Here is a 14,588-nt window from a genome sequence, read left to right on the forward strand (position 1 = left end):
GAGCCTAGTGAGAAATAGAAATCACCTTTTTCTATTAGCGAAATTGGCATGTTTAATAATCAACAATTTTCTAAAATCACCATACTCTCATTTGTAGCGCAAATTTCTAGAAATTTAGCAGCTTTAAATAATATAAATCGGCATTGATACAGAACAGTTCATCCAAACAATTCTAATCAATGCCGACTTTTTAGATCGCTCTTTTAAAATTAGGTTCCTAACTCTTCTTCATGTAAGAAATGTGTATGGTGAGGAGCGCGTTTAGTTTTGCTCCATTCCTCAAGCATTTCTGCTTTCATTTCTTCAGTAATTTTTGCAATTTTTTCTTCAGCGCGCACATCGTTATAGGTAAGTTCTAAACGGTGGCCATTTGGGTCAAAGAAATAAATTGAGTGGAAAATACCATGATTGGTTACACCCAAAACTTTCACACCATTTTCTTCTAAATGTTGCTTCGCAGCCATCAGCGCATTTACATCTTCGACTTCAAAAGCAATATGCTGTACCCATTGAGGCGTATTTTCGTCTCGGCCCATTTCTGGTTGAGTCGGCAATTCAAAAAATGCCAAAACGTTGCCTTGACCTGCATCTAAGAATAAATGCATATATGGGTCAAAAGCTTTAGTTGATGGGACATGGTCTTCAGCAAAAGCTAAAATGAAGTCCATGTTGAGCATTTTTTTATACCACTCAACAGTTTCTTTCGCATCCTTACAACGATATGCAACGTGATGTATTTTTTTAATGGCAAATGTCATATTAAAACTCCTTTTTACTATTCCCAATCTGGTTGTTGTTCTGGCGCCGCGTTATAGAAGGCTGGGATAGACAAACAATGGTGATAAATCGATTCAATTTTTGGAAACGCAGATAAATCAATCTTGAAGCGTTTCGCGTTGTAAACTTGTGGAATCAGACAGCAATCGGCAACCGTAGCTTCTTGTCCAAAGCAAAATTGGCCATTCGAATTTTGTAGTTGCTGTTCCAGATTTTGAAAACCTTCAAGAATCCAGTGTTGATACCAGTAATTTTTTTGCTCATCTGAAACATTTAACTCATTTTTTAAATATTTCAGAATGCGCAGGTTATTTAATGGGTGCATATCACAGGCAATAGCTTGTGCAAAAGCACGGACTTTGGCACGTTCTTGCACATCTCTTGGGAGTAATTTGGTTTCTGGATATTGTTCATCCAGATATTCCAAAATACTTAAAGATTGAGACAAGGTTAAATCGCCGTCAATTAAAGTCGGGACCAGAGCACTAGGGTTTAACTTTAAATAGTCTTCGCTTTGCTGTTCGTTTTTTACTAGATGTACCGGAACAGTTTCATAAGCTAAACCTTTAATGTTTAGACCAATCCGTACTCTGTAGGCTGCAGAGCTACGAAAGTAACTATACAGCCTCATAGTCAGGCTCCGAAGTTTCTGCAAAATCGAACGTTAATGCAGGAAGAACTGTATTTTTCACTTCACCAAAGCCGACACGGATTCCATTTTTCTCACAGTGGCCTTTCATGATGAGTGTATCGCCATCTTGTAAGAAACCACGAGTTTCACCGTTGGCAAGTGTTAACGGCTTAGTTGTGTTCCATGTAAGCTCAAGCAAACTGCCATACGAATCTGGTGTAGAACCTGAAATTGTTCCTGAACCCATTAAGTCACCAACCTGAACATTACAACCAGCAATGGTATGGTGAGTGAGCTGTTGAGACATAGACCAATACATATATTTAAAATTGGTTTTACAGATCACGTCAGTTTGTGTCGATTTTGGCGTTTGAATTTCAACACTCAAATTAATGTCGTAACTGTTGGCGATATTTTCTTGTAAATAGCCCATTGGCTTCGGGTCTTGTTTCGGGCCTTCAACTTTAAATGGTTCAAGTGCTTCAAGCGTCACGACCCAAGGTGAAATCGAACTGGCAAAAGTTTTAGCGTTAAAAGGGCCGAGTGGAACATATTCCCATTGCTGAATATCACGTGCTGACCAGTCATTGAGTAATACCATTCCAAAAATATGGTCCCACGCATTTTCAATCGAGATCGGTTGACCAAGCGCCGTTGGTTTACCAATAACAAACGCTGTTTCAAGTTCAAAATCGAGTTTACGCGTTGCAGAAAAAACTGGGCGCTCTTCATTTGGAAGTTTAATTTGACCAGATGGGCGTACGACGTGAGTGCCACTGACCACAACAGAGCTAGCACGGCCGTTATAACCCACAGGCAATTCAGTCCAGTTTGGCAGTAAAGCATTTTTTGGGTCGCGGAACATACAACCCACATTGGTCGCGTGTTCTTTAGAAGAATAGAAATCGGTATAACCAGGTACTTGAACAGGTAAATGCAAAGTAACGCTGTCTTGTTTAACCAATACTTCCTGACGTAATGCTTCATTTTGTTGAAGCGTTAAATTATCAGCCGAGAGAAGAGACTGTAGTGTCTTACGCACTTTTGACCAGTTTGCTTTGCCAGACTCAATAAATTTATTCAGGGTCGGTTGATTAAAGTAGGTGTCTTGTTCTGAAAGTTTTAAAAGACCATGCTTTTCAAGTGCAGCGAGATCAATAACCCACTCACCAATAGCTACACCAACTTGACGCTCGCCTTCGCTAGTTCTGCTAAAAATACCATAAGGCAAATTATGAATAGTGAAATCTGATTGAGGTGAAACTTCAATAAAAGAGTTTAGTTTTTGTTCCATTTTCGCGTCCTTGTCTTTATCTCGGGTCTTATACAAATAAAAGTTCGGTCTAGGACTGAGCTACTCAACAAGTTTTTTAACCTTTATGTAGATCATCTTTTGTCTTATGAGTTTGATATAGACCGAGCACAACCAATTGCTTTATGTCTCTATAATACTGAATTCATCAAATTACGCAATACATAATTTAATTACACATTTCATAATAATTGTCATTTCTTGTATTTTCTGTTTTCATTCGCGTTCTTGAGAAAAGTCACGCAATTATTTTTTCATGAATCTCTATGAAAGTTTGATTAATTTATGATATACGTAATTTATTGGAAAAAAATTACGTGACACGGATGAGAATAATCATATGTCAGCACAAGAGCAAGGAAACCTGAAACATGGTTTGAGTAATCGGCACATCCAGCTTATTGCATTGGGTGGGGCGATTGGCACAGGGCTTTTTCTTGGTATATCACAATCGATTAAATTAGCAGGTCCATCGGTCATCCTTGGCTATGCAATTGCAGGATTTATTGCTTTTTTAATGATGCGTCAGCTTGGTGAGATGGTAGTTGAAGAGCCAGTAAGTGGGTCTTTTAGTCATTTTGCCTACAAATATTGGGGACCATTTGCTGGGTTCATGTCTGGATGGAATTACTGGGTACTGAATGTCCTTGTTTGTATGGCAGAACTAAGCGCAATTGGTCTTTATATTCAATATTGGTGGCCGCAAATTCCAACGTGGGCATCTGCTTTAACCTTCTTTGTCTTAATTAACGGCATTAATTTGCTGCATGTTAAGTTTTTTGGCGAAATGGAATTCTGGTTTTCTATTGTCAAAATCTTGGCAATTCTGGCAATGATTGGGTTTGGTTCATATTTACTAGCAACAGGCACGGCAGGTCCACAGGCAAGCATTTCTAACCTTTGGGCACTCGGCGGCTTTTTCCCGTTTGGTGTTGAAGGCTTAGTGATGGCAATGGCGGTCATTATTTTTGCTTTTGGTGGTATCGAACTTTTTGGTATTACGGCGGCTGAAGCACGTGATCCGGACAAAACCTTACCTAAAGCTGTGAATCAAATTATCTACCGTATTTTGATTTTCTATATTGCGACACTTTTGGTTTTATTCTCGCTATTCCCATGGAACCAGATGGCTGAAGGCGGTAGCCCATTTGTGATGGTTTTTGCTTCTTTAGATAGCCAAGGCATTGCAACGTTGCTGAACTTTGTGATTTTGACTGCTGCGGTTTCAGTTTATAACGGGACAAGTTATTGCAGTAGCCGTATGCTATTGGGTCTTGCACAACAAGGTAATGCACCAAAAGCATTTGCACACATTAATAAACGCGGTATTCCAACCAATGCAGTGATCCTTTCTGCTGCGGTGACTATTTTATGTGTGCTGTTAAATTACATTTTTCCTGAAAAAGCATTTGGTTTGCTCATGATGTTGGTTGTCGCAGCGATTGTGATTAACTGGGTTGTAATCTCATGGACACATTTAAAATTCCGTAAATACAAGCAAAGCCAAGGTCAAACTACAAAGTTTCCAAGCTTTATGTATCCATTTAGCAACTATCTTTGCATCGTGTTTATGTTGGGCATTTTAGTTGTAATGTCTTTAACACCAGACATGCGTATTGCAGTCATGATGATTCCTGGTTGGATTCTATGTTTAATGGTGGCTTATCAATTTAAACGTCGTAAGCTGAAAGCAGAGCAACCTGTGCCTGCACTTGAAGCTGATTTGTAAGATTGATTTAACCATAAAAGGACGTATTTCATACGTCCTTTTTTATTTTTAAAATTTAGCAACAGAAAGTAAAAGATTTTATTATTGTTATAATATAACATTTTTTGAATTTAATGATGAGCATCTTTCCCATTATTGGTGAAGATAGAGCATATTTATGAAGCGTTATTTAGGTTTACTTTTATTATCTCTCACAGCGTGTAGTACCCAAACACCCAAGCCAACGATTCCTTTGCAACCGCAGTCCACGCTGCCTCAACCTTCAAAGTCAGTCGGCAAAATAAAGCCACAACCTGAGGATTATATTGCATGGTTAGCATCTGCAGATCACGGACAATCTGTACAGGCTTACAAGCAATTCCTGCAAAAAAATGGTCTTGCTACTTTAATTCCAGACCATGAATTATTACGTTCAGCCCGAGATTGGCAAAAATGTGGAGTTGAACCCTATGCGGTGCCTCCACGCGAGATTTGGTCCAATATCGTTCCGACACTCAGCATCTTAAAAGCATTGGTTAACGATGGGGTAATAAACGATTTTGAAGTGACATCGGTTTATCGAGCTTTATCTCTAAACCGCTGTGCTGGTGGTGCGGATGCTTCTCGACATGTCTTTAATGCAGCGCTGGATTTTCGAATTGGGCCAGAACAGCCGAGTGACTTAGACCAGTTCAATATTCAACAAAGCAAAACCAAAATTTGTCAGTTCTGGGCAACCAAAGGACAAGCACTCAAGATGGGATTGGGTGTTTATGCTTCGGGACAAATTCATATTGATAGCCAAGGTTTTAGAGCGTGGGGGCCCGATCACCACTATAAAACGTCAATGTGTCAGGGCTTTTAAAAGTAATTTTTTCAAAGACTAATTTACTGGTGTAAAGGAAGGAGAGATAAAAAACTTGCTTAATAGTTATGTTATAACATAACATTAATATGGTTTAGAGTAGAAACACCTGCCATCTGACCATATTTAATGGTTAGTCATGATTAGTTTTAAATATTATTCAAAGAGAACAAGCCATGCGAACTGCAATCGCCAACTCATTTGCCAAACTTCCTGTCACTGTTTTATCTGGTTTTTTGGGGGCAGGAAAGACCACGTTACTTAACCATATTTTAAATAATCGTGAAGGTCGCCGTATTGCCGTGATTGTGAATGATATGTCAGAGGTGAATATTGATGCGGCATTAGTACGCGAAGGTGGGGCGGAGCTTTCAAGAACAGATGAAAAGCTGGTTGAAATGAGTAATGGCTGTATCTGCTGTACGCTACGAGAAGATTTACTGGTTGAAGTTAGACGTTTAGCCGATGAAGGGCGATTTGACCAATTGGTGATTGAGTCAACAGGCATTTCAGAACCATTGCCTGTTGCAGAAACCTTTACTTTTGAAGACGAAAATGGAAATTCTTTAAATGAGTTTGCTCGACTCGACACCATGGTCACTGTAGTCGATGCTTTTAACTTCCTTAAAGATTACAGCTCTCTGGACTCACTACAGCAACGTGGAGAGTCGCTAGGCGAACAAGATGAACGAACTGTGGTCGACTTACTTATCGATCAGATCGAGTTTTGTGATGTGATTGTGCTGAATAAAATTGATTTGATTGACCAAGCTCAGCAAGAGCAGCTTACTGCAATTCTAAAGACATTAAACCCACGTGTCCGAATTGAAATTGCTCAATTTGGAAAGATTGCTTTAGATAAAATTTTAAATACACATCTATTCGATTTTGACGAAGCCGCACAAGCGCCGGGATGGTTAAAAGAATTGCGTGGTGAGCATACGCCAGAGACCGAAGAGTATGGAATCAGTAGCTTTGTTTACCGTGCCCGCCGACCTTTTCATCCGCAGCGTTTTTATGATTTGGTACAGGCTGAATGGCCGGGAGTTGTTCGTTCCAAAGGCTTTTTCTGGTTGGCTGCCGAACCGACATTGGCTTATTCATGGTCACAAGCGGGTGCGATGGCTCGGCACGGCTTAGCAGGCTATTGGTGGGCAGCCGTTGCCGAAGAAGACTGGCCAAGTGATTTAGACAGCATCGAACAAATTAAAAAGGTTTGGGATGCAAAAACAGGTGATGCAAGGCAAGAGCTGGTTCTCATTGGTATGCAAATGGATGAGCAAGCTTTGATAGAAAGATTAGACCATTGTTTATTAAGTGATGAAGAAATGGCTTTAGGTCCACAAGTTTGGCAGAGCTGGTCGAATCCTTTTAAGCAAGATGATGAAACTATGTTGATCGCTTAATTAAATAAGCCCCTATTTTAAAGGGGCTTATTTTTATGATTTGTCTTTAATGAAAATCTTTCGAATGTAGCTGTTAAGTGGTGTCGAATAATATTTTTCAATTGATGCGCTAATGATGAAAGTCAGAACGAGATAGGCAATTAAAAGCATAATTTTGATGCTAGAGTCAGTTTGAGCTGGAATAAAAGCAACTTTCATGAGACCCAGCACAACCAGATGAAACAAATAAGTTTCATAACTTCTTTGCCCCAACCAGACCATCACTTTTGTAAACAGACTATGTGCTTGCGTTCCCGTAGGATGCTGAAAACACAAAATGAGTAAGCCTGTGGCAAAAGCAAATAAGCTAATACCCCATGTACTGACTTCTTTAATGGGAGCATATAAATATAGAGTGGCCATGCTTAAAATAATCAACCAAGAAAGAGGCTTTTTATAGGCCCAATTTGGGCGATATATATGAGAAAATATCGCAATTAAACAACCAATGGCTATGCCGTCAAAACTCGAAAAATAATGATATAAATAAGCTCCGCTTTCTTCTCCAAAATGTAGAGATCTAAAATAAGGTCCGTATAAAATTACCCCAATCAGTACAGCAATAAAGACCTTATTACTGCGTGTGAGCAAACACAATAATGGAAAAACAAAGTAGAAAACTTCTTCTACAGAGAGTGACCACAACACACCTAAAGCATAGTTTACCCAACCAAATTTGATAATCAGGATATTCATCCAGAAGGTTAAAGCTGCAAAAATTGTTAGTGGATAGGAAACCTCAATGCCATTGGGAGCTTGGTTCATAAAGGGTTTTAAGTCAAATGACCCAAGTACACTTACACCTGAAATGAGTAAAACCAGACACGGTAAAATACGAGCTGCGCGCCGGATATAAAAATGTTTGAGGTTAATTGCGGAGAATTGTTTGTCTCTTTTTAAAGTGTGATGGGTAATTAAAAAACCTGAAATCACAAAAAACATGGTAACGCCATAATTTCCGTTTCTTGCGATTAACATGCTAAATGCTTCACCTAAAAAGTTAAAACCTAACCATGTATCTTTAAGTTTATAAGGAATATTAAAATGATGTAAAAGAACCAAAAGGATAGAGATTCCTCGAAGAATATCTATTTTATAATTACGCATTCGATGTGCTTCCAGTTTTATTAATATACTGTGTGGCAGAAGAATACTATCGATCAGTTATTTTAAATAAAATTTTTAAGCATCATTTCGTAAACCTAAAAGGATCATACTTTTTTATCTTTGAATGGAGCAAAGGCATAGCACAAATAATTATTAAATAAATATTGATAAAACCTTTATATATTTGAATTTATCTACATAAAACTTTAAATTAGCTCTTGTTGAGCTATGTTTATTTTTTAAACTTTTTAAAATCTATTTAATTCATTAATTAACATATTGTATGTGGTTGTATATACATAGCATGTCAACTAAAATATGATTTTGCCTGCTGCCTTTTTGAGTATTTGTTATGCCCAGAACATCAAAACAAGAACATGCTGAGCTTTCGATTGAAGCTGATAGTCCAGTTCCTTTATATCAACGCGTAAAACAGCTGATTTCACAAAAGATTTATGAAGGCTCTTGGGCTGTAAATAAAAAAATTCCTTCGGAAAGTGAACTGGTCAATCAACTTGGTTGCAGTCGCATGACAGTAAATCGCGCTTTACGTGAATTAACGACTGAGGGTCTATTGGTACGTATACAGGGTGTTGGTTCTTTTGTTGCTGAAGGGCAAGGCCGAACTGCACTTTTTCAAATTAATAATATTGCCGAAGAGATTGTTGCACGAAACCATAAGCACCATGCTGAAGTTTTAATTTTAGAACAAATTTATGCAAATGCAGAGCAAAGTGTATTAATGCAGACTCGTGAAGGGCAAAAGCTGTTTCATTCAATTATTGTGCATTATGAAAATGATGTGCCAGTTCAGGTCGAAGATCGTTTGGTTGATGCAGCACTCATTCCAGATTATTTAGAACAAGACTTTAAAACCATTACTCCAAATGCATACTTAATGGCGAAAGCACCTGTGACAGAAGGCGAGCACATTGTTGAAGCTGTTTTAGCATCTCCGCAAGAGTGTAAGTGGTTAAAAATCACTAAAACTGAACCATGTTTACTCATTCGCCGTCGTACATGGTCAAACAAACAACTCATTTCTAGTGCCCGTCTAACATATCCGGGTAGTCGTTATTATCTAGAAGGCAAATTTACGCAATGATTGAAGTACTCAAGGCAGATCAATATACAAAAATGCTTTGGAAAAATGGTGCAGGCTATACTTTGGAAATTGCGCGAAGCCTAGGTGATCTTGATTTCGACTGGCGAATTTCCATGGCAGATGTGACAAATTCTGGACCATTTTCCTTGTTCCCAAATAAGCAGCGAATTATTACTGTACTTGATGGACAAGGCATCGTATTACATGTCGATGATCTGCCTGCTAGGTCGTTAAAGCTGGGTGATATTTTTGCTTTTCATGGTGAAAGTCAGGTGCATAGTGAACTGGTTGACGGTGCAATTCGCGATCTAAATTTAATTTATGATCCTGGAAAGTTTCATGCCCGCTTTCAGAGAGTAGATGGTACAGAAGCACAGACTTTTTTAAGCTCGGCAGACCTGATTTTTATTTTTAATAGTGGTTCTAACACTGAAGTAGCGATTGAGGACAAAACCTTTTTGCTTGCTGCTCACGAGACTTTAAAAATTGAGAAAACCACTGCAATTACCTCAGTTCATTTTCCTCAAAATTGGGCAAAAAATTGTTATGTTATTGAGCTAATTCAACGTTAAAAGTAAATAAATTATTTTTTTAAAGCACATGTCCAACTCAAGGATATGTGCTTTTTTTATGTCGGTGTTAAAAATAAATATAGTTAATTCAAATGCTTATTTTAGTTTTTAAAAAAATATTTGAAACCCTCTTCACGTTTTAAAATATTTGTGTAGTATATGGATGTATATACAAGTTAATACATTACTATACAAATGCAGAAACAAGTGATGTTCTGCTGATGTAAGCTCAAAGGAAGGAGTCCGCCTGTGACAACAACAACGACAACAAAATTTCGTGATGTAGAAATTCGTGCGCCACGCGGCACTGAATTGACGGCTAAAAGTTGGTTAACTGAAGCGCCATTACGTATGTTGATGAATAACCTTGATCCGGACGTTGCAGAAAACCCGAAAGAGTTGGTTGTATACGGTGGTATTGGCCGTGCAGCACGAAACTGGGAATGTTTCGACAAAATTGTAGATACTTTAAAAAATCTTGAAACTGATGAAACTCTATTAGTTCAATCAGGCAAACCAGTAGGCGTATTTAAAACTCATAAAGATGCACCACGCGTTTTAATTGCAAACTCAAACCTTGTGCCGCACTGGGCAAACTGGGAACACTTTAACGAGTTAGATGCAAAAGCTTTAGCAATGTACGGTCAAATGACAGCAGGTTCATGGATCTACATTGGTAGCCAAGGCATTGTGCAAGGTACTTACGAAACTTTCGTTGAAGCAGGTCGTCAGCATTACAACGGTGATTTAAACGGTCGTTGGGTATTAACTGCTGGTTTAGGTGGTATGGGTGGTGCTCAACCGTTAGCTGCAACACTTGCAGGTGCATGCTCTTTAAACATTGAATGCCAACAAGCAAGTATCGATTTCCGTTTACGTACGCGTTATGTAGATGAACAAGCAACTGATTTAGATGATGCTTTAGCGCGTATTGATCGTTACACGAAAGAAGGCAAGGTTATTTCAATTGCACTTCATGGTAACGCTGCTGAAATTTTACCTGAGCTTGTGCGCCGTGGTGTACGTCCAGACATGGTAACAGACCAAACAAGTGCACACGATCCACTCAATGGTTACTTACCAGTAGGTTGGACTTGGGATGAATACCGTGAACGTGCGAAAACAGAACCAGAAGCTGTTGTAAAAGCTGCAAAACAGTCGATGGCGAAACACGTTCAAGCAATGCTCGATTTCCAAAAAATGGGTGTTCCAACTTTTGACTATGGTAATAACATTCGTCAAATGGCGAAAGAAGAAGGCGTAGAAAACGCTTTTGATTTCCCTGGCTTCGTTCCTGCATATATTCGTCCATTGTTCTGCCGTGGTATTGGTCCATTCCGCTGGGCAGCGCTTTCTGGTGATCCAGAAGACATTTATAAAACAGATGCCAAAGTTAAAGAGTTAATTCCGGATGATGAACATTTACATCACTGGTTAGACATGGCACGTGAACGCATTAGCTTCCAAGGTTTACCAGCGCGTATTTGCTGGGTGGGTTTAGGCTTACGTGCAAAACTTGGTTTAGCTTTTAACGAAATGGTTCGTAGTGGTGAATTATCAGCACCAGTCGTAATTGGTCGTGACCACTTAGACTCAGGCTCAGTTGCGAGTCCAAACCGTGAAACTGAAGCAATGCAAGACGGATCAGACGCAGTATCAGACTGGCCTTTATTAAATGCTTTGTTAAATACAGCAGGCGGGGCAACTTGGGTGTCTCTACACCATGGTGGCGGTGTAGGTATGGGCTTCTCTCAACACTCAGGCGTTGTGATTGTGTGTGATGGTACAGATGACGCTGCTGCACGTATTGCTCGTGTACTGACCAATGACCCTGCAACAGGTGTTATGCGTCATGCCGATGCAGGTTATGAAATTGCGATTAACTGTGCGAAAGAGCAAGGCTTAAACTTGCCAATGATCACTCAATAAAAACACATGGAAAAACTAGCGGTGCTTTTTGCAATTGTGAAAAGCACCGTCTCAGCAGAATATAGTGCCAAAAATTAGGAAGCCAACATGGAATTATTGATCCAACCGGGAAAATTAACCTTAGCTGATTTACGTCAAGCTTACCTCAACCCGATTAAAGTTAAATTAGATGACAGTGCTTCAGCTGCAATTAACGCAAGCGTGGCTTGTGTAGAACAGATTGTAAATGAAGGGCGTACAGCTTACGGCATTAACACAGGTTTTGGTTTACTTGCTTCAACCAAGATTGCTCCTGAAGATTTAGAACAATTACAGCGTTCATTAGTTCTTTCGCATGCAGCAGGTGTAGGTGAGCCACTTGATGATGCAATGGTTCGTTTAATTATTCTATTGAAAGCAAATAGCTTGGCACGTGGTTTCTCAGGTATTCGCCGTAAAGTCATTGATGCATTGTTGGCTTTAATTAATGCAGAAGTTTATCCGCACATTCCTCTTAAAGGCTCAGTAGGTGCTTCGGGTGATTTGGCACCACTTGCACATATGTCATTGATTTTGTTGGGTGAAAGTAAGGCGCGCTATAAAGGTGAATGGATACCAGCAGTTGAAGCTTTAAAAATTGCAGGCTTAGAGCCAATTTCTTTAGCAGCTAAAGAAGGCTTGGCACTTCTAAACGGTACACAAGTTTCGACCGCTTATGCTTTACGTGGTTTGTTTGAAGCTGAAGATTTATTTGCTGCTGCAACTGTATGCGGTGGTTTAAGTGTTGAAGCAATGCTGGGTTCACGTTCACCGTTTGATGCACGTATTCATGAAGTACGTGGTCAACGTGGTCAAATTGATGTGGCTGCGGCTTATCGTGACCTCTTAACAGAATCAAGTGAAATTGCACATTCACACGAAGACTGTAGCAAAGTTCAAGATCCGTATTCATTGCGTTGTCAGCCACAGGTGATGGGTGCATGTCTAACTCAAATCCGTCAGGCTGCTGAAGTTTTAGCAATTGAAGCAAACGCAGTGTCTGATAACCCTCTTGTTTTTGCAGCAGAAGGTGACGTGATTTCAGGCGGTAACTTCCATGCAGAACCTGTAGCAATGGCGGCAGATAATTTAGCATTGGCAATTGCAGAAATTGGTTCACTGTCAGAACGTCGTATTTCGATGATGATGGACCGCCACATGTCACAGCTTCCACCGTTCTTGGTCGCAAATGGTGGCGTTAACTCAGGTTTCATGATTGCTCAAGTTACAGCAGCAGCGCTTGCGAGTGATAACAAAGCGCTTGCACATCCGGCGAGTGTTGATAGCTTACCGACTTCAGCGAATCAGGAAGACCATGTTTCGATGGCGCCTAACGCGGGTAAACGACTTTGGCCAATGGCTGATAACGTGCGCGGCATTCTAGCTGTTGAATGGTTAGGCGCTTGTCAGGGTTTAGATTTCCGTGAAGGCCTAAAAAGCTCGCCTAAACTTGAACAAGCCCGTAAAATCTTGCGCGCTCAAGTGCCGTACTACAGCGAAGACCGTTTCTTTGCTCCTGATATTGAACAGGCAAGTGAATTACTGTCGAGTGGTTGTCTAAACGAGTTAATTATTCCAAACCTACTCCCTAGTCTATCTGAAGTGTGATTAATAAAACGGTCACATGGAGTGGCCGAATCTAACTAAATATCCTCAAGGATTGGAGATTATAATGTCACAAAACTCCACACTACAGCGGGGTTTGAACACCCGCCATATTCGGTTCTTGGCATTGGGCTCAGCAATTGGAACTGGGCTTTTCTATGGTTCGGCAACTGCCATTAAAATGGCGGGGCCTTCAGTATTATTAGCGTATATTGTTGCAGGGATTGCAATTTATATTGTTATGCGCGCACTGGGTGAAATGGCTGTCCATAACCCAGTATCCGGTTCATTTAGCCACTATGCATCACAATACATTAGTCCACTAGCTGGTTTTACCACAGGTTGGACTTATGTTTTTGAAATGGTGATTGTTGCACTTGCTGATGTCACTGCTTTTGGTATTTATATGGGATTCTGGTATCCCGATGTACCAAGGTGGATCTGGATTTTATCGTTAATTATGTTCTTGGGTGCCATTAACTTAATTCACGTTAAAGTCTTCGGTGAACTCGAATTTTGGTTGTCTATTATCAAAGTTACTGCCATTGTTGCCATGATTGTAGGCGGTTTAGGCCTTATGTTCTATGGCTTCCGCGCTGATCATAGCAATATCGTACCGGGCATTTCAAACCTATGGATTTATGACGGTTTTATGCCGCATGGTATTGCAGGTTTGGTGGCATGTTTATCTGTAGTGGTATTTGCCTTTGGTGGTATTGAGATTATTGGCATTACAGCTGGTGAGTCTAAAGATCCGAAAACGACTTTGCCAAAAGCAATTAATGCTGTTCCGGTTCGTATTTTACTTTTTTATGTGCTCACGATTTTTGTTCTGATGTCGATTTTTCCATGGAACCAAATTGGTAGCCAAGGTAGTCCATTTGTCCAGATTTTTGAAAATTTAGGCATTAAATCAGCAGCAAATATTTTAAATATTGTCGTGATTACAGCAGCTGTTTCAGCAATTAACAGTGATGTATTCGGCGCAGGCCGTATGCTTTATGGCATGGCAAACCGTGGTCAAGCACCTCGAGTTTTCCAAAAACTATCACGTAATGGTGTGCCATGGATGACTGTTGTGGTGATGGCTGGTGTGCTATTGACGGGTGTGGTACTGAACTACCTGATTCCTGAAAATGTATTCATGATCATTGCATCAATTGCGACTTTTGCAACCGTCTGGGTTTGGCTCATGATTTTGCTTTCGCAAGTGGCGATGCGCCGTAAATTATCTACTGCTGAAATTAAAGCACTTGATTTCCCTGTATGGGGCTGGCCATATGCACCTGCGTTCGCGATTGGTTTTATGGTGTTCATTTTAGTCATGATGGGTTATTTCCCTGATTCACGTCCTGCAATTTATGTAGGTATAACATGGCTTGTACTCTTAACTATTGCTTATCGCATATGGGTAAAACCAGAACAAAATCTGGGAAAGGAAAGTAATCCTATCCAGCAAAATGTTGAGATAGAAAGCTAACAAATGAACTGCCCAATGGTTTAACTATTGGGCA

The 14,588-nt window shown here is 39.9% G+C and carries 12 protein-coding genes; 8 read left to right on the forward strand and 4 right to left on the reverse strand.

The features are described from left to right. Window positions 1-209 precede the first annotated feature (209 nt). From AC07M3_RS06920 to fahA, 3 genes are read right to left on the reverse strand one after another with little or no spacing between them, the layout of a single operon-like run. On the reverse strand, window positions 210-758 hold the full coding sequence (locus AC07M3_RS06920) for a VOC family protein (RefSeq protein WP_016139785.1): 549 nt from the start codon (window positions 756-758) through the stop codon (window positions 210-212). Between the two features lie 17 nt (window positions 759-775). Further along, a complete protein-coding gene (maiA, locus tag AC07M3_RS06925) occupies window positions 776-1,408 on the reverse strand; it encodes a maleylacetoacetate isomerase (protein ID WP_494567095.1) in 633 nt (210 codons plus the stop codon). After that, the gene (gene fahA, locus AC07M3_RS06930) at window positions 1,395-2,702 is read right to left on the reverse strand and encodes a fumarylacetoacetase (protein WP_494567094.1); all 1,308 of its coding nucleotides are present in this window, start codon (window positions 2,700-2,702) and stop codon (window positions 1,395-1,397) included. The genes maiA and fahA overlap by 14 nt, the downstream gene beginning before the upstream one ends. A gap of 358 nt (window positions 2,703-3,060) precedes the next feature. On the opposite strand from fahA, the gene AC07M3_RS06935 reads away from it, so the two are divergent. The 3 genes from AC07M3_RS06935 to zigA all read left to right on the forward strand — a co-directional run bounded on the left by AC07M3_RS06935 (window position 3,061) and on the right by zigA (window position 6,699). After that, window positions 3,061-4,449, forward strand: a complete 1,389-nt coding sequence (locus tag AC07M3_RS06935) for an amino acid permease (RefSeq protein WP_045433949.1) — start codon at window positions 3,061-3,063, stop codon at window positions 4,447-4,449. Between the two features lie 157 nt (window positions 4,450-4,606). Continuing rightward, window positions 4,607-5,293: a D-Ala-D-Ala carboxypeptidase ZrlA gene (zrlA, locus tag AC07M3_RS06940; RefSeq protein ID WP_494567093.1), complete on the forward strand. Its 687-nt coding sequence runs from the start codon at window positions 4,607-4,609 to the stop codon at window positions 5,291-5,293. A 176-nt stretch (window positions 5,294-5,469) separates the two neighbouring features. Continuing rightward, the gene (zigA, locus tag AC07M3_RS06945; protein ID WP_494567092.1) at window positions 5,470-6,699 is read left to right on the forward strand and encodes a zinc metallochaperone GTPase ZigA; all 1,230 of its coding nucleotides are present in this window, start codon (window positions 5,470-5,472) and stop codon (window positions 6,697-6,699) included. Window positions 6,700-6,732: 33 nt separating this feature from the next. Here the strand turns inward: zigA and AC07M3_RS06950 are convergent, their stop codons facing one another. Further along, on the reverse strand, window positions 6,733-7,845 hold the full coding sequence (locus AC07M3_RS06950; protein ID WP_494567091.1) for an acyltransferase family protein: 1,113 nt from the start codon (window positions 7,843-7,845) through the stop codon (window positions 6,733-6,735). Between the two features lie 352 nt (window positions 7,846-8,197). On the opposite strand from AC07M3_RS06950, the gene hutC reads away from it, so the two are divergent. The 5 genes from hutC to AC07M3_RS06975 all read left to right on the forward strand — a co-directional run bounded on the left by hutC (window position 8,198) and on the right by AC07M3_RS06975 (window position 14,554). Then, window positions 8,198-8,950 carry a histidine utilization transcriptional repressor HutC gene (gene hutC / locus AC07M3_RS06955; RefSeq protein WP_017391094.1) on the forward strand — a complete coding sequence of 251 codons (753 nt, stop codon included), beginning with the start codon at window positions 8,198-8,200 and terminating at the stop codon, window positions 8,948-8,950. Then, window positions 8,947-9,522 carry a HutD/Ves family protein gene (locus tag AC07M3_RS06960; RefSeq protein ID WP_494567090.1) on the forward strand — a complete coding sequence of 192 codons (576 nt, stop codon included), beginning with the start codon at window positions 8,947-8,949 and terminating at the stop codon, window positions 9,520-9,522. Before hutC ends, AC07M3_RS06960 begins: the two co-directional genes overlap by 4 nt. 249 nt (window positions 9,523-9,771) lie before the next feature. Next, the gene (gene hutU / locus AC07M3_RS06965; RefSeq protein WP_004640122.1) at window positions 9,772-11,451 is read left to right on the forward strand and encodes a urocanate hydratase; all 1,680 of its coding nucleotides are present in this window, start codon (window positions 9,772-9,774) and stop codon (window positions 11,449-11,451) included. Between the two features lie 87 nt (window positions 11,452-11,538). Beyond that, on the forward strand, window positions 11,539-13,077 hold the full coding sequence (hutH, locus tag AC07M3_RS06970) for a histidine ammonia-lyase (RefSeq protein WP_003654215.1): 1,539 nt from the start codon (window positions 11,539-11,541) through the stop codon (window positions 13,075-13,077). A 64-nt stretch (window positions 13,078-13,141) separates the two neighbouring features. Beyond that, complete coding sequence (locus AC07M3_RS06975) at window positions 13,142-14,554, forward strand: amino acid permease (protein WP_494567089.1); 1,413 nt, start codon at window positions 13,142-13,144, stop codon at window positions 14,552-14,554. Window positions 14,555-14,588: the final 34 nt, after the last annotated feature.

The organism is Acinetobacter sp. GW821-FHT09D10, assembly GCF_059416285.1.

Excerpts from the sequence above, each read along its gene's own strand:
- AC07M3_RS06960 (WP_494567090.1), top strand. The coding sequence starts at position 8,947 with ATGATTGAAGTACTCAAGGCAGATCAATATACAAAAATGCTTTGGAAA.
- hutH (WP_003654215.1), top strand. The coding sequence starts at position 11,539 with ATGGAATTATTGATCCAACCGGGAAAATTAACCTTAGCTGATTTACGT.
- maiA (WP_494567095.1), bottom strand. The coding sequence starts at position 1,408 with ATGAGGCTGTATAGTTACTTTCGTAGCTCTGCAGCCTACAGAGTACGG.
- AC07M3_RS06950 (WP_494567091.1), bottom strand. The coding sequence starts at position 7,845 with ATGCGTAATTATAAAATAGATATTCTTCGAGGAATCTCTATCCTTTTG.
- AC07M3_RS06975 (WP_494567089.1), top strand. The coding sequence starts at position 13,142 with ATGTCACAAAACTCCACACTACAGCGGGGTTTGAACACCCGCCATATT.
- AC07M3_RS06920 (WP_016139785.1), bottom strand. The coding sequence starts at position 758 with ATGACATTTGCCATTAAAAAAATACATCACGTTGCATATCGTTGTAAG.
- hutC (WP_017391094.1), top strand. The coding sequence starts at position 8,198 with ATGCCCAGAACATCAAAACAAGAACATGCTGAGCTTTCGATTGAAGCT.
- zigA (WP_494567092.1), top strand. The coding sequence starts at position 5,470 with ATGCGAACTGCAATCGCCAACTCATTTGCCAAACTTCCTGTCACTGTT.
- AC07M3_RS06935 (WP_045433949.1), top strand. The coding sequence starts at position 3,061 with ATGTCAGCACAAGAGCAAGGAAACCTGAAACATGGTTTGAGTAATCGG.
- zrlA (WP_494567093.1), top strand. The coding sequence starts at position 4,607 with ATGAAGCGTTATTTAGGTTTACTTTTATTATCTCTCACAGCGTGTAGT.
- fahA (WP_494567094.1), bottom strand. The coding sequence starts at position 2,702 with ATGGAACAAAAACTAAACTCTTTTATTGAAGTTTCACCTCAATCAGAT.